The 15716-nt window shown below is 36.3% G+C and carries 18 protein-coding genes; 8 read left to right on the top strand and 10 right to left on the bottom strand.

The genetic code is table 11. The features are described 5' to 3' along the window. Positions 1–15: 15 nt before the first annotated feature. On the bottom strand, positions 16–1197 hold the full coding sequence (locus G530_RS0110220; protein ID WP_026934443.1) for an acetyl-CoA C-acyltransferase: 1182 nt from the start codon (positions 1195–1197) through the stop codon (positions 16–18). A 113-nt stretch (positions 1198–1310) separates the two neighbouring features. Between G530_RS0110220 and G530_RS0110215 the strand changes: the two genes are divergently transcribed. Beyond that, positions 1311–3356: an HD family phosphohydrolase gene (locus G530_RS0110215; protein ID WP_026934442.1), complete on the top strand. Its 2046-nt coding sequence runs from the start codon at positions 1311–1313 to the stop codon at positions 3354–3356. On the opposite strand, the gene G530_RS0110210 is transcribed toward G530_RS0110215, so the two are convergent. Next, entirely contained in the window at positions 3357–3809 is a 453-nt protein-coding gene (locus tag G530_RS0110210) for a hypothetical protein (RefSeq protein WP_026934441.1), read from the bottom strand. Positions 3810–3989: 180 nt separating this feature from the next. On the opposite strand from G530_RS0110210, the gene G530_RS0110205 reads away from it, so the two are divergent. Beyond that, positions 3990–4661, top strand: a complete 672-nt coding sequence (locus G530_RS0110205; protein ID WP_026934440.1) for a hypothetical protein — start codon at positions 3990–3992, stop codon at positions 4659–4661. Next, on the top strand, positions 4651–5382 hold the full coding sequence (locus tag G530_RS0110200) for a DUF3307 domain-containing protein (protein WP_026934439.1): 732 nt from the start codon (positions 4651–4653) through the stop codon (positions 5380–5382). The genes G530_RS0110205 and G530_RS0110200 overlap by 11 nt, the downstream gene beginning before the upstream one ends. On the opposite strand, the gene G530_RS0110195 is transcribed toward G530_RS0110200, so the two are convergent. Then, the gene (locus G530_RS0110195) at positions 5359–5766 is read right to left on the bottom strand and encodes a hypothetical protein (protein ID WP_026934438.1); all 408 of its coding nucleotides are present in this window, start codon (positions 5764–5766) and stop codon (positions 5359–5361) included. The genes G530_RS0110200 and G530_RS0110195 overlap by 24 nt on opposite strands. 168 nt (positions 5767–5934) lie before the next feature. Here G530_RS0110195 and G530_RS0110190 point away from each other — a divergent pair, with 168 nt between their 5' ends. The 3 genes from G530_RS0110190 (at position 5935) to G530_RS0110180 (ending at position 8288) form a co-directional block, all read left to right on the top strand. Next, positions 5935–7287 (top strand): NAD-dependent succinate-semialdehyde dehydrogenase, encoded by a 1353-nt coding sequence (locus tag G530_RS0110190; protein ID WP_026934437.1) that lies wholly within the window; start codon positions 5935–5937, stop codon positions 7285–7287. Positions 7288–7360: 73 nt separating this feature from the next. Further along, entirely contained in the window at positions 7361–7777 is a 417-nt protein-coding gene (locus G530_RS0110185) for an NUDIX domain-containing protein (RefSeq protein WP_026934436.1), read from the top strand. 124 nt (positions 7778–7901) lie between these two features. Next, positions 7902–8288: an acyl-CoA thioesterase gene (locus G530_RS0110180; RefSeq protein WP_026934435.1), complete on the top strand. Its 387-nt coding sequence runs from the start codon at positions 7902–7904 to the stop codon at positions 8286–8288. 3 nt (positions 8289–8291) lie between these two features. On the opposite strand, the gene G530_RS0110175 is transcribed toward G530_RS0110180, so the two are convergent. The 4 genes from G530_RS0110175 to G530_RS0110160 all read right to left on the bottom strand — a co-directional run bounded on the left by G530_RS0110175 (position 8292) and on the right by G530_RS0110160 (position 11966). Then, positions 8292–9212: a mechanosensitive ion channel family protein gene (locus tag G530_RS0110175; RefSeq protein WP_026934434.1), complete on the bottom strand. Its 921-nt coding sequence runs from the start codon at positions 9210–9212 to the stop codon at positions 8292–8294. Positions 9213–9275: 63 nt separating this feature from the next. After that, entirely contained in the window at positions 9276–10379 is a 1104-nt protein-coding gene (locus G530_RS0110170) for an endonuclease/exonuclease/phosphatase family protein (RefSeq protein WP_026934433.1), read from the bottom strand. 12 nt (positions 10380–10391) lie between these two features. Continuing rightward, a complete protein-coding gene (locus tag G530_RS0110165; protein WP_026934432.1) occupies positions 10392–11678 on the bottom strand; it encodes a mechanosensitive ion channel family protein in 1287 nt (428 codons plus the stop codon). Between the two features lie 3 nt (positions 11679–11681). Further along, entirely contained in the window at positions 11682–11966 is a 285-nt protein-coding gene (locus tag G530_RS0110160; RefSeq protein WP_026934431.1) for a DUF3817 domain-containing protein, read from the bottom strand. A 143-nt stretch (positions 11967–12109) separates the two neighbouring features. Between G530_RS0110160 and galE the strand changes: the two genes are divergently transcribed. Beyond that, entirely contained in the window at positions 12110–13153 is a 1044-nt protein-coding gene (gene galE / locus G530_RS0110155) for a UDP-glucose 4-epimerase GalE (RefSeq protein WP_026934430.1), read from the top strand. A 69-nt stretch (positions 13154–13222) separates the two neighbouring features. Here the strand turns inward: galE and G530_RS0110150 are convergent, their stop codons facing one another. From G530_RS0110150 to G530_RS0110140, 3 genes are all read right to left on the bottom strand, one after another. Further along, positions 13223–13381: a YqaE/Pmp3 family membrane protein gene (locus G530_RS0110150; RefSeq protein WP_026934429.1), complete on the bottom strand. Its 159-nt coding sequence runs from the start codon at positions 13379–13381 to the stop codon at positions 13223–13225. Between the two features lie 139 nt (positions 13382–13520). Continuing rightward, positions 13521–14138 (bottom strand): YqaA family protein, encoded by a 618-nt coding sequence (locus tag G530_RS0110145; protein ID WP_026934428.1) that lies wholly within the window; start codon positions 14136–14138, stop codon positions 13521–13523. A 71-nt stretch (positions 14139–14209) separates the two neighbouring features. Further along, entirely contained in the window at positions 14210–14611 is a 402-nt protein-coding gene (locus G530_RS0110140) for a hypothetical protein (protein ID WP_026934427.1), read from the bottom strand. A 217-nt stretch (positions 14612–14828) separates the two neighbouring features. On the opposite strand from G530_RS0110140, the gene G530_RS0110135 reads away from it, so the two are divergent. After that, positions 14829–15539, top strand: coding sequence for an SDR family oxidoreductase (locus G530_RS0110135; protein WP_035716217.1), 711 nt, complete (start codon positions 14829–14831; stop codon positions 15537–15539). Positions 15540–15716: the final 177 nt, after the last annotated feature.

Genomic DNA, 15716 nt, shown 5'->3' with positions numbered 1-15716 from the left:
TAATCTTGTTCAATTTTAGGAATTACGTTCAATTACCATTGCTGAAGCACCACCGCCACCATTACAGATAGCTGCAGCTCCAATCTTAGCGTTGTTTTGTTCTAGTACACTAAGTAATGTAATTAGAATTCTAACACCACTACATCCCAGAGGATGTCCTAAAGAAACGGCTCCACCATTTACATTTGTATTTTTATCATTTAATCCTAAAATCTTCATATTGGCAAGACCAACCACAGAGAAAGCTTCATTGAATTCAAAGAAATCTACTTCATCCATTTTTATTCCTGCCTTGTCTATCGCCTTTGGTAGTGCTTTAGATGGGGCAGTAGTAAACCACTTTGGTTCTGTCGCAGCATCAGCAAAACTTTTTATGGTTGCTAATGGTTTTAAACCTAATTCATCTGCTTTTTCTTTACTCATTAAAACTACGGCACCGGCACCATCATTAATAGTGGATGCATTCGCAGCGGTTACAGTTCCTTCTTTTGAGAAAGCGGGTCTAAGTGAAGATATCCTGTCCATCCGAACATTCTTGAATTCTTCATCTTCTTTAACTACTAAGGGATCTCCTTTTCTTTGCGGAACTTCCACAGGGACCACCTCATTATCGAACTTACCATCTTTCCACGCCTGTGCAGATCTTTCATAAGACTGTACAGCAAATTTATCCTGATCTTCTCTTGAGAAACCATGTTCAGTTGCGCAAAGGTCTGCACAAACTCCCATAGCATTATGGTCATAAGCATCTACAAGACCATCTTTTTGCATCCCGTCTTCCAGGGTTGCAGGACCAAATTTTTTCCCGTTTCTCATATGCACATAATGTGGGATAAGGCTCATGTTTTCCATTCCACCTGCAACCACTATATCTGTATCTCCTAGCATAATAGATTGAGCGCCCTGCATTACAGCTTTCATTCCGCTGGCACATACTTTATTTACTGTAGTACACGGAACAGAATCTGGTATCCCGGCACCTAGAGAAGCTTGTCTCGCCGGAGCCTGTCCTACGCCAGCCTGAACTACATTACCCATCAAAACTTCCTGTACCAATTCTGATTTAAGATTGATCTTTTCCAGGGCGCCTTTTATAGCTATGGAACCTAATTTTGTTGCGGGAATGCTGGATAAACTACCAAGAAAACTTCCTATTGGAGTTCTCGCAGCGCTTACTATAACTACTTCTTTATTCATGTTTTAATTTTAATTAATTCAAGTGTTGCGAAGTTAGTGATTTTATAAGGAATTAAATAACCTAAGCTTATTCAGACCTATTTTTACTACATTTGAGCATTACCTGAATATATATGAGCGATTTCATTAATAAGCTGTACAAAAATCAGGCGCTTTTTTATAAAGTTTTCCTGTTTGTGCTTACCTCTGTATTAATCGTTTACCTTCTTCCAAAAGGTGGTAAATTCAAATACGATATCCCCAAAGGAAAGCCATGGCAATATGAAAACTTATATGCTCCTTTTGATTTTGCTATTCTCAAAACCGATGAGGAGATTGCCGCCGAACGCCAGGATATAACGAGATCTCATATCCCTTATTATAATTTTAATACTGAAAAACCTGAAAATATTAAGGAGGATGCTTTGCAGGAAGTTCAGAATGTCTTTCCAGATACCACACTTAATGTTTATGAAACTATCATAGATGATTTTGTAGGTGAAACAGTAGACAGGGTTTATGAATTTGGATTGCTGCAGGAAAGTGAGCGGTTAGGATCAGATCAATCAGTCTATCTTTTAAAAGGAAATGAAGCTTCTGAAATTGCATACAGACGTATTCTAAAGCAGGGTGAAATAAGAAGCTTTATCAGCGATGAGATATCCAATGGTGGATTTTCTTCATTCAAAACAGAATTACTTGAGGTTTTCTTTAATTCTATTGAACCCAACGTCACTTTTAATAATGATCTTACTCAGAAGGAACTGCAGAGTAAGCTTAATAATATCTCTTATACCCGCGGAATTATCGAACAGGGCAGTAGGATCATTGCCAAAGGGGAAGTTGTAGAGGGGAATAAATACAATATTCTAAGATCTCTAAAGGCCGAATATGAGTCTCAGGTTTGGAGCCAGTCTAATTATAACTGGATCATTGTGGGGTACAGTGGTCTTGTGGCTTTAGCGTTACTTATGCTATTGCTTTTCATGCGTAAATACCGGATTGCGATTTTCGAGAATAATGTAAAAGTCACCTTCATTTTCTTCAATATCATCTTTATGGTAATGTTAACTACGTTAGTGGTTAATTTCAATATCGATTATGTTTACGTGGTTCCATTATGTATACTTCCACTAACTTTAAAAGCTTTTTTCGATGCCAGGCTTGGTTTGTTTACCCACGTAATTACGGTTCTGTTGTTAGGTTTTATAGTACCTAATAGCTACGAATATATGTTTTTACAGATCATTGCCGGGATCGTTACTATACTAACTGTAAGTGAGCTTTATAAAAGGGCAAACTTATTTATTTCGGTAGGCCAGATTACTCTAGTATATATAATTGCTTATTTCGCTTTCACAGTAATTCAGGAAGGGAATATAGATGATATGAAGCCTGAAGTATTTCTAACCTTTTTACTTGGAGGTCTGGCAACATTGTTTGTACAGCCTTTGATCTATGTATATGAAAAGATCTTCGGGATGGTTAGTGATATGTCTCTTTTAGAGTTATCTGATACTAATTCGAAATTATTAAAAGAGCTGGCGGAAAAGGCTCCGGGTACTTTTCATCATAGTTTAAATGTGGCCAACCTGGCTGAAGCAGCTGCAAATGAAATTAATGCAAATGCCATGTTAGCCAGGGTGGGAGCTCTATATCATGATATTGGTAAAATGCATAACCCTACTTATTTTACCGAAAATCAAACGACCTCAGTTAATTCCCATGATGAATTATCACCCAGAGAAAGTGCACAAATTATTATCGAGCATGTGATCAAAGGTATAGAGATCGCTAAAAAGAACAATCTTCCAGATAGGGTGATAGATTTCATTAGGACTCATCACGGGACCAGTACAGTGTATTATTTCTTTAAGAAAGAGAAAGAGGCAAATGAGAATACTTCACCAGAAGATTTTAGATATCCAGGGCCAATTCCTTTTAGCAAGGAAACCGCTATTCTAATGATGTGTGATAGTGTTGAAGCGGCCAGTAAAAGTTTAAAGGAACCAACATCTGTATTGATAGATAATTTCGTTGAGAAGATCATTAATAAACAAATGGAGGAGGGGCAGTTTTTAAATTCTAATATTACATTCAAGGAAATACAGATGGTGAAAAAAATTCTTAAGCGAAAACTTAAGAATATTTACCATCTGCGTATAGAGTATCCTGAATGACTAATGAACATTCAGGATTTTATGATCTGTGCCATTAAAACTAAAGCTATCGCCAGCTTTCTTGCCTTTCATTTCCTGGTATATAGGAGCCTCTGTTGAAATTGCGTAAACACTGCTCCCTTCTTCAAGAACTATTTTCCCCAATGCGGCCGAGATAAAATAATAACTTTCAGAGGTTTCTACGATACTACCAAAGTCTATTTGCTCTGTATAATGCTTTTTATCTATTCGACTTAGTTTTTCCTTCATCTTACGGGAATTATCTAGGTATTCTGCATATTTCTCAAAATCTCCTAATAACTGACCCTTAGTGTCATCCTCGTCATAATCTGTATGCGCATCATTATTTTCCATGGATTCTCTGATCTGATCCATCTCTTTCTGATATTTCTCGATCTGGCGGTTTACCGTATCAAGACACTTATAGAATAATTCTTCTTTATTAGCTACCATGATATTTTATTTTTTAATAAACCTAAAATTAGGTAAGCTTTAATTCCTGATCGAAGATTTAGGAAATATTTAATATCAAAATCCAGTTCTAGCCTCTAACCTTATAATCTATTTGTATAAGTTTATAACCTTATTTTATGATTTTATAAGCTTTTAAGCTTATTTTTTATATATTTGAATATGATTGCAGTATTATCAGCAGATTTACTTTCATCCTCTGGCTACCCAAAGGCTTTGCTTGAGAAGGTTCTCAGTACCTTAAACCGGGAGTTCGAAATTTTTCAGAAAAGATCAAAATTAGATGCTGGGTTCAAGATCTTCAGAGGAGATAGTTTTCAAGGAGTGGTACATGATCCTTCTGGAGCGCTATTATTAGCTCTTCAGTTTAAGACGGCAATAAACAGGTTGCATTTGAATGAAAGCGATACAAACAGAGCTTTTAAACGAGTAGCAGACCTTAGGATGTCTATTGGAATTGGAACATATGATTTTAAAAGAGAATCGATTTTAGAATCTAACGGGGAAGCGTTTCAGTTTTCAGGCAGGACGCTAGATGAGATGAAAAAAGAGGGCCGTAAATTAAAATTAAAGACATCTATCGATAATATTGATGAAGAATTCAATACCTCTTTCTTCTTATTCGATACTCTTTCAGATAAATGGAGTACAGCTTCAGCTGAAGTTATATATTATCTATTAAAAGGTTATAAGGAAACCGATATAGCAAATGAGTTGGATATAAGTCAGTCTGCAGTAAATCAAAGAAAAAAAGCAGCAGGATGGGATGCAATCGAAGTTTTATTGTTACGTTATCAAAAAGTCATCTCTGAACATTTCTCCAATGGAAAATAGCCTCCTTATTCTACTTCAGTTATTATTAGCACATATAATTACAGATTTTGTGATACAGCCTACTAAATGGGTGAATCATAAACGAGAGAATAAGGTTAGATCTACATATTTATATGTACATGCATTTATTGCAGGTTTTCTAACTTTTGTATTCTTATTGCGACTTGAATGGTGGTATATAGCAGTCTTCATAGGGGTCACTCATTTCTTCATAGATCTTTGGAAACTTCAGTATAAAAAAGATAACCTGAAAATGTTTGTTTCAGACCAGGCTTTACATTTATTAGTAATCCTCATCGCCTGGTTATACTTAACTGCAAATTTTTCTGAGGTCCTACCGTTCTTTTCAGAATTAATTACTTCAGAAATTACATTAGCGATTATCATTGGGTACCTCCTTGTGATTTTTCCGACAGGATTCCTTATTGGAAAAGCTACTAAAAGATGGCAAAATGAAGTAGAGGATGATCTGAAAAAAAATAGCCTGGATGCTGCAGGTAGATATATTGGAATATTTGAAAGAATACTGGTTTTAACCTTTATTCTAACAACTAACTTTTCTGCAATAGGTTTTCTTATCGCAGCAAAATCTATACTGCGCTTTAGTGATAAATCTGAAACTGGTGCCAGAAAGCAAACCGAATATGTGCTCATAGGTACTCTTATGAGCTTTACCATTACAATTCTAATTGGCTTTTTAGTACGCTATGTCATATTCTAAAAGTTGAATATTGCTTTGAATTCTTTCTTTTACAATATTCATCATCCTTTTGTTAAGTGATGAAGAGTTTTGGATATACTTATCGTACTCATCAAGAGTGAACTGGCCTATGATCATTCCTTTTAAGCTGTTTCTGAACTTGATGTCCCTTTGAATCGCATTTTCAATATACTCCAGTCTCTTCTCCAGTTTAAGCTCGTAGAATTTGTTTTTGTGCTTGGTAATGTAATTTCTAAAAGCTGCTAATAGGAGGGAATCCTGAAGTTTCGCGATAGGACGAAGAGTTTCATTTTGAAATCTTTCGTCTGGACTCATGTTTTCGGTAATTCTTGCTGAAGGGATCTCAGGCCTGAGGTCCAATAGGTTAATGTCTCGTGGATTCATGGCAAGTATTGTTTCTTAAATATAATTAATATTTAAACTGCATTTACTGTGCCTTAATTAGACTTGTAAACCGGTTATAAACAAAAACGAGTTAAATCTGTCTTAATCGGTCTCTAATCTCCTTTTCATCTTATTATATTTAAAATAAAAGCTAAAGATAAATTATATATGATTGAATCTAAGAATCCTTATACCGGTGAGTTGATTGAAAAGTTTAAAGAACTTACCAAATCAGAAATAGATAAGGCACTAGATAAGGCCAGTAATAGGTTTAAAAAATGGAGAAAAACCAGTTTTAAGGAGCGCGCTGAACTTATGAATAAGGCTGCGCAGGAATTAAAAAAGAATAAAGAGGAATACGCCAGAGATATTAGTCTGGAAATGGGGAAACCAATTACCCAGGCCATTGCCGAAATTGAAAAGTGCGCCTGGGTTTGTGAATATTATGCTGAAAATGCTGAAAATCATTTAGCTCCCAAAAAGATTAAAACTGATGCTTCTAAAAGCTACGTTTCCTACGAACCTATCGGGGTAGTATTAGCAGTAATGCCGTGGAATTATCCATTCTGGCAAGTCTTTAGATTTGCCGCTCCAGCTTTGATGGCGGGAAATATTGGAGTTTTAAAACATGCCAGTAATGTGATGCGATCTGCTAATAATATTCAGAAGGTTTTTGAACGCGCTGGATTTCCTGATGACTGTTTTCAAAATTTAGTATTAGGAAGTAGTAAAATAGAAGATATCATAAAAGATAAGCGCATTAAAGCGGTTACACTAACGGGGAGTAAACCTGCAGGTGCTGCAGTAGCTTCTACAGCAGGAAGTGAAATTAAGAAGTCGGTGCTGGAATTAGGAGGTAGTAATGCTTTAGTGGTTTTTAAAGATGCGAATATCGAAGAAAGTATTGAGACCTGCGTGATGGCTAGGTTTCAGAATACAGGACAGAGTTGTATAGCCGGGAAAAGATTAATTCTTCATGAAAATATAGTCGATGAATTTGTAGAAGGATTTGTAAAGAAAGTAAGAGAATTAAAAAGCGGCGATCCTTTAGACGAAGATACCTTTATCGGAACTCTGGCCAGAGTAGATCTGGCTGAAGATCTGGAGAAACAAATTCAGGATTCTGTTAAGGCCGGCGCTAAGATCGTTCTTGGTGGTAAGAGAGATAAAGCTTACCTGGAACCTACTGTGCTTACTGGAGTCACTTCAGAAATGAGTATGTTCAGGGAAGAGACCTTTGGACCCGCCATAGGGGTGACTACTTTTAAAACAGATCAGGAAGCTATAGAGCTGGTAAATCTATCAGAATTTGGCCTGGGAGTATCTATTTTCACTGAGAATATGGATTTCGCAGAAAAGATAGTGCCTGAGTTTGAAGATGGAGCCGTATTCGTAAATGAACTGGTTAAAAGTGATCCAAGATTGCCGTTTGGTGGTACTAAAATATCAGGATACGGGAGAGAACTTTCAGCAGATGGTATACGAGAATTCGTAAATAAGAAAACTGTATACTTTAAATAAGGTGATCTATTTCATCGGTCCGATTAATAAATGAATAAAAATTGAAATTAGAATATTTTAAAAATTAAAAAATATGGGAAATAAGATAGCTGTTACGGTAGATAGTGTAGTATTCTGCAAACTGGATAATAAGTTCAAAGTTCTACTAATCCAGCGCAAGAAAGAGCCCTTCATGGATATGTGGGCGCTACCTGGGGGTTTTGTAAATGAAGGAGAAGACCTGGAAACCGCGGCAAAGCGAGAGCTCGTAGAAGAGACGGGGGTAGTAGTGCAAACAATGGAACAGATCCAGGCCTTTGGGAAACCAGGAAGAGATCCAAGAGGTCATACGATCTCGATTGCCTTTCTAAGTAGGATCTTTTGTGAAGAAGAGCTAGACCCATCAGATGATGCGAAGGATGCCAAATGGATAGACGTGGAGAAAATCATGGATATGGAACTTGCATTTGATCATGACGAGATCATAAACGTAGCTCAGCAATTCTTATAATCTTATTTTAAACTATTTAAATTTCCGACTAGATCAAATTCATTTATTCTCTTTGAGAATTTAATAAATCTATGAAAGCGCTTTTAATTACAGGGAATTTCTGTTTAAATTCGAAATAAAAAACATGAGATTTCACACTAGAAAATGGATAAAGCCTCAGGATCTAAACCCAAACGGAACTCTCTTTGGAGGTAGATTATTAGAATGGATAGACGAAGAATGTGCGTTATATAGTATCGTTCAGTTAGAAAACCCGAAGACGGTAACTAAATATATGAGTGAGATAGACTTTAAAAGCTCTGCTCATCAAGGTGATATTGTTGAAATTGGTATTCAGGTCGAGAAATTCGGTACAGCCTCACTAACGCTTAAATGCGAGGTGCGAAATAAAATGACCAGGGAAACTATTATTAGTATAGATAAGATCGTAATGGTTGCGCTGGATGAGAATGGAAAGTCAAAACCTCATGGTAAGACCGAAATCGAGTTCGTTAAGGACAGGCTAAAATAATTTCTAATTATTTTTTGGAGAGGTGTCAGTATTAGGAGCAAGTCTTACTGGAAATTCTTTTTCTCCTCCATATAATTTGATCTCCTGTATGTCTGCCGGCATATAATATCCATTATCTTCTAGAGCTTCTTTTACAACTCTTACCACGTTACCTTTTGTAATCATAGCCTGCATCCGGAAATCTTTAGTGTCAACCCAGAAAAAGACTTTTAAATTCACCGTGCTTGTAGCGAGTTCATCTTCGATCACAAAATTTTGATGATCCTCATCCTCAATAACCATCGGGTCTTTTCTTAAAGCTTCCATTACTGTTTTCTTGGCGCCATCTATATTATCTTCATAGGCAATACCTATAATAAAACTCCACCTGTAAAAGCCATCTTCGGTGTAATTCGTTACCGGTTCTGTGAGTACATCACTGTTCGGGATATAGACATCTTTACCATCGAAGGTTTTTAATTTGGTATATCGAAATTCAAGAGCTTTTACTTTTCCGAAGTTTTCACCAATCTCTACAGTATCATTTACATCGAAGGGCCTGTTAAAGGCAAGTATGATCCCGGCTATGAAATTCTCTCCAATATCTTTAAAGGCAAAACCCAGTACAACAGCACTTGCACCTGCCGCGGTTAGAATTCCGGTGGCAACTCCTCCAAGACCCGCAGCTTTAAGAGCTAGCATGATCGCGGTTATGATAACCAGAAATCTAATCGCCTTACCCAGGAATCGACTCATCAATGGATCTGAAGTTCTCGCAGATATTCTTCTGGTGAAAAATTTTCCCATCCAGATGCCAATTAGAACTCCAAGAATTATGATAAGTAAACCTAGACCTATGCCGGGAAGTTGATCGATAAAATTTATATAGAATTCCTGAAATGAGTCTGCTAGAGTTTCATTTCCATCTAATTTTGAATCCTGCATTCTAAATTTTTCTCTAAAAATATAAATTAGAGAAGTGAGAGTGTCACAAGGAAATGTTAGGATTTATTGATTACTAGAGCCATTCTGGCCTTTCTCAGTATTCTCCTGTTCTTCTTCCTTGATCTGCTTTTTTGCATCTTTTATATCATCTTCACTTGCAGGTTCAGGTTTTTGTTCCTCGGCAAGTTCTGGCTGAAGGTATAGTTGAGCATAAAAAGGAAAGTGGTCAGATTTTATATCATTGCCAACGTCTATATTTTCAACCCTGAATTCTTCTGAAACGAATATATGATCTAAAGACCACCTCATTATAAGGCTTTTCGCATTAAAGGTGTTGTAAAAGCTTCTACCTTTTCTTACGTCCAGAAGTTCTCCAATAGATTGCATCATGCTTACCGTATTAGACCAGGCAACATCATTAAAATCTCCAATTACTACTACCGGGAGCTCGGAGTCCATAGATTCCAGTGCGATTTTCATCATCTCTGCATCTCTGTCTGAAGAGGAAGGATTATGCTGAGGCATTGGAGGTGTAGGATGAATAGCATGTAATTGGATCTTATCTCCAGACCTAAGTTCAATTTCAGAATGTATAGAAGGAATGCTGTCATCAACTATATATTTCACCTGAGGTTTGATCAATTTCAGCTTAGAGTAAAGGATCATTCCGTAAGTGTTATCTAATGGAACTTCAACCTTATACGGGTAATCTGAACCCAAACCAGATTTTATCGCATCATTCCATTTTACATCGGTTTCTGTAAATACTGCGACATCTGGATTTAGTTTTTTAATCTCTTCAATCAATAAACCTGTTTCCTTATTCTTCTGTAAAACATTCGAAGTTAAAAGCATGAAACCTGTTTCCTTATTCACATTTTCTGTAGGTTTAGCTACATCGTATGGAGCAAAAGGAGTATAAGGGTATATTTTCGCGAATTGATAAATAAAACAGGCTAAGAGTACCGCCATAAAAGTATAGTCTCTCCACGATTTTATTTCAAACCTGAAGAAATAGGCTGCAATTGCAGTTAAAGTTAGTAAGGTCAACTGAATATGCGGATAATCAAACATTCTTATCCACCAGTAATCTGCGGCTATTAATGGTATAAGAGTGATTACAATTGCCAGGATACCGAAGCCCTGTAGAAATGGTTTTAATTTCATAGTTTAATTTGGTTAGGATTCTGACTTCTCTCCCAGAAAACTACGAATATCATCACCTGATGGTGCTTCAAATAGTTTAAGATCAAAATAGGGGATAGCCGCTATTAGATGGTCAAAAATATCAGCCGAAATATACTCATAATTTTCCCAGCGTTTATCTCTACTGAAACAAAGTATTTCCAGCGGAATTCCATTAGGAGTAGGCGCAAGATGTCTTACCATTAAGTACATCTCCTTATGTACTGCCGAGTGCTCCTGTAGGTAGGAATCGGCATATTTCCGAAAAATACCTAAGTTGGTCTGATTTCGGCCATTTATCAATAAGCTCTTATCAATATTGTTGCTTTCGTTGAATTTATCAATTTCAGACTGGCGATTTTCTAAATATGGAGCTATTAAATGTATTTTTTTTAATTTCTCAATATCATCATGACTAAGAAACTTGACCGAATTCTGCTTAATAAAAACAGATCTTTTGATCCTTCTACCGGGAGATTCCTGCATTCCTCTCCAGTTCTGGAATGAATCTGAGATCAAGCTGTAAGTTGGGATAGTAGTATAAGTGTTGTCCCAGTTTTGCACTCTTACAGTGGCCAGGTTGATCTCGGTAACCGTACCATCTGCTCCATAAGTTTCAAAAGTAATCCAGTCGCCTATTCTAACAATATCATTTACTGAAACCTGGATAGATGCTACCAGCCCCAGGATGGTATCTTTAAAGATCAATAAGATCACTGCAGAAGCTGCTCCAAGGGTATATATAAATCCTATAACAGATCTATCTGTAAGTTCAGAGAATATAAACATGAAACCTATGATCCAGATAAAGATCATGATGATCTGGCTGAAACTTTCTAAAGGCTTATCGTTAAATTCTGTTCGAGTATTGAGATAATTCCTTGTAGACCGCAGCATACTTCTACAAATCCAGACGATAAGAATAATTATGTATATGTCTACCAGTCTATAAAATATTTTGAGAACATCTGGAAATTCTGAAAAGATCAAAGGAAAGAGCTCGTAGATCACGAATAATGGCAAAAACCTACCTATATATCTAGGGAAATTACTTTTGATAAGAAAATCATCGAAGGTTGTTTTTGTTTTATTAGTGAAGAGTTTAAAGGTTTCAATAATAAAATGTTTGATCATATAATTGATTCCGAAGATGATCAGAGTCAATACCACAAGATTAATTAGGAGATTTAGATATTGAGCAAAGGTAGCGTTCATTCCATGTGCTACGAAAAACTCTTCAAAAAAGCAGATCAGGTCAACAAGTCCTTCTTGAATATTCATGTATTAAAGATATTTCTTTTCAACATAAAAAGGACCAAAAGGAAGCACAGAGCAGCCAAGAATGATCCCTATCTGGCTCAGACTCCAGTTCATTGGCCTTATCAGCAATATTCCGCCCAGGACATAAGCTATAAAAAGCACACCATGAGCCATGCCTACCTGTTTAACCATCTCAGGCATTTCAAAAATATATTTTAAAGGCATCGCAATGAATAAAAGCAAAAGAAATGATATTCCTTCAAGAATGCTTATCCATTTAAATAGCTTCACTTGATTTTTAAGGGACATAATAAAATATTAAACTTTTGCAAATATAATTGTTTACTTAGACATGACATTGACAAGCTGACTTAACCTTTAGGAGGTTTTTAATATTCTTGAGGGGTATTCCTCATTTCATTTTTATTAATTTGCGGGCGTAAAATAAAATTATGAGTTCTAAAAGAGTATTGGTTACCGGAGGCCTGGGATTTATTGGGTCGCATACGGTAGTCGCCCTTCAGCAGGAAGGATTCGAGGTAGTAATTATAGATAACCTTTCTAATTCTTCTCTAGATGTATTGGGAGGGATCACTCAGATTACCGGTAATACTCCGGAATTTGAAAATATAGATCTACGAGATAAAACAGCAGTTAAGGACTTTTTTGAAAAATATGAGGACATAGAAGATGTTATTCACTTTGCAGCCTCAAAAGCTGTTGGGGAAAGCGTTTTAAATCCTTTGCTTTATTATGAGAATAATATCTCCACCCTGGTTTATATATTACATGAATTGAATAAAAAACCTAGTGCAAAATTTATTTTCAGCTCATCCTGTACGGTATATGGACAGGCAGATGAATTGCCTATTACAGAAAATGCTCCTGTTAAGAAGGCTGAATCTCCTTACGGTAACACAAAACAGATAGGAGAGGAGATCATTAATGACACCTGCAAAATCAATGTAGATTTCAAAGCAATTGCACTGAGATATTTTAATCCGATTGGGGCACATCCTACAGCCGAAATTGGTGAATTGCCAATAGGAACTCCTCAAAACCTAATACCATATATTACTCAAACAGCGATAGGTAAACGCGAGGAATTATCGGTTTTTGGTAATGATTATCCTACAAATGATGGTACTGCAATAAGAGATTATATTCACGTGATGGACCTTGCTGAAGCTCATGTGACTGCTTTATCAAGGCTGATCAATGGAAAGGAGAAAAATAATTATGAAGTTTTCAATTTAGGGACAGGTAAAGGAAATTCTGTTCTTGAAGTGATCAGGTCTTTTGAAAAAGTATCTGAGCAAAACTTACCCTATAAAATAGTAGACAGAAGAGAAGGGGATATAACAGCTGCCTATGCCGATACCACGAAGGCGAATGAAGAACTAGGATGGAAAGCGAACAGATCTTTAGATGATGCTCTACAAAGCGCCTGGAAATGGCAGAAGGTGGTTGAGAAAAGAGAAGAGGAAGAGAATTAAATAAGTTTATAAATTATAATAAAAAAAGACCGGCAATTGCCGGTCTTTTTTTTGATTGTATAACATCTATTATTTCGTTCCGTTAACCAAAAAAGCATGTATAACTCCAGGTACCCAACCAAGAGCGGTTAAAAGTAAACTTATTAAAAAGGTAACTCCAAGTCCATGTTTCATAAATACCGCTAATGGAGGTAATAGAATGTTTAAAATAATTGTTAGTAAAGACATATTTTAATTTTAATTGGTTAATAATTATAAAAAAACGAAGGCCTAAAGCCCTGGTATTTAAATTTTAAACCAAGATACGGTGTGCCATAGGGAACACCTTGTGCCTTATGAAAAGTTTAATGTAATTATAAGGAAAGCGTTAAACCATTTCGAAGATCACCAGGGCGTAGAGATAAAATCTTGCGAACCTCAATAATCCAAAAATAAGATAACTGGAGAAAGGGAACTTGATTATACCTGCCGCAATACTAGTCATTGCAAATGGAATTGGGAGTAAGGCTCCAACGATGATCAAGAAGCCACCCCATTTTCTGGTGTTCTTGATATGTTTTGCCATTCTTAGCTCCATGGCTTCATGTACAGCTGGAATTTTAGTGATCCCAACACCAATGTAATATGAAACAATTCCGCCAAGATAGGAGGCTGTCGCCAAAAATGATAAATATAAAAACGGACTTGCAGATTTGCCCGCCCAGGCAATGAACAATTCCGGAGGAACCAGTCCTAAAAGAGATTCAGATAGGAAGAAAATAGCAAGAACTTCGAAAGGAGCGTAAGTCTCAGTAATGGTCACCAGCATATCTTCAATATCCAGAAGATAATGATCTACAGCCCATAAAGCTCCAATAAAAAGTACAATAGGCAAAACGGCTTTCTTGACACTCTTCCATACAAAAGAGTAAAAGCCAGTATAATTGTAATATTGATGCAACAAGCGTATCCGCGACTTCTTTTTAGATTTCGCTTTCTCTTTCATTAATTTCCTTTCTATTTATAGCAATTTAGAAATCCTTCTGTGGAAGTAGGGTAGTTGGGCACCAGGAAAAATTAATAGTCTTCCCCTGCGTGCTCTTTTAAGGCCTTGACATATTCACGAAGTTCCATTTCATTAAGTTTGTTATCATGCTCTGCCATAAGTGATAACATGTACTCCAAACTTTCCTGACCTTTTACTTCCTCGGTTTTCAGGGTTGTAGTTTCTTCAGTCTCTTCAGAGTCCTCATCTAACTCAATAGGTTCATCATCTGGGATAGCTATAAGAAAATCTTCATGTTCACCAACATGCTCATATGTTAATCTGGTTACCTTGGCAAGCAATGGAATGTTTTCCTCAACCACAAATTTCCTCAATTCCTTAAGGTCCTCAACTAGCGTATTTGTTATAATTCCATTACGCATAAGATCGCGCTGAATTTTATTGAGTAACTTCTGTGCTTTTATATTTTCCAAGGTGTCTTTATTAATTTATGTTAGTATTGACTTTGTGAAATTACAATTCTAAACCATAGAATTTTTTCCGTTGACAAAGTTAGTTTTTTTACGATTCTATAAAAGTCTTTTATAAGGTTTTATAAAGTATTTAACCTTTAAAATTAACACAATCTTACAGGTTTTAATTTCAGAGGTATAAGCGTCTTTAGTAGCTTTAATTATCAAAAAAATAATTATGAGTAAAGAAAATAAAACAGCTTTGGTAACCGGAGGTAGTAAAGGTATAGGATATGGTGTAGCGAAAACACTTTTACAGATGGGCTATAAAGTTGCTGTAACAAGTAGATCTCTTGGTGCAGCTGAAAAGGCCGCCGAAAAATTATCAGGACATGGTGAGGTTATTGGCCTGGAGGCAGACGTTAGAAGTTTTGATAGCCAGAAGAAGGCAGTGGATAAACTACTGGATAAGTGGGGTCAATTAGATGTACTAGTGGCTAATGCCGGTATTGGAAATTTCGGTTCAGTGGAAGATCTAACTGTTGAAGAATGGAAGGATACAATAGATACTAATTTAACCGGGGTATTTTTCAGTATAAAAGCAAGTGTAGATGCTCTTAAGAAATCTGAAGGATATATCATTACAATTTCCAGTTTAGCGGGCACAAACTTCTTCGCTGGTGGAGCAGCTTATAATGCGAGTAAATTTGGTGTGACTGGATTCACTCAAGCTGTTATGCTGGACCTAAGAGACAAAGGCGTTAAAGTGAGTACGATTATGCCGGGATCTGTAGCAACATATTTCAATGATCACGAACCTTCTGAAGCTGATGCCTGGAAGATCCAGATCGAGGATATTGGAGAACTGGTTGGAGACCTTTTAAAAATGAATCCAAGAACGCTTCCAAGTAAAATTGAAGTGAGACCTTCAAAACCTCCAAAGAAATAAAATTGAATTTTATATTAATGATGGCCGATTCGTAATGGATCGGCTTTTTTTATTCTATACAATAATTAAAAAATTAACAGCTATGCTATAATAGGGTTAAATTCATGACAAAGCCTTTATCTGCTATCGTTCTAAGAGGTTTTTGGAGTATTTTAGAGCTGAACCAAAAATAAAATT

The sequence above is a fragment of the Christiangramia echinicola DSM 19838 genome, assembly GCF_000423065.1.
Classification (GTDB): domain Bacteria; phylum Bacteroidota; class Bacteroidia; order Flavobacteriales; family Flavobacteriaceae; genus Christiangramia; species Christiangramia echinicola.
Note: the sequence above shows the minus strand (reverse complement) of the source record. Positions and strands in the feature narration are given on the sequence as shown.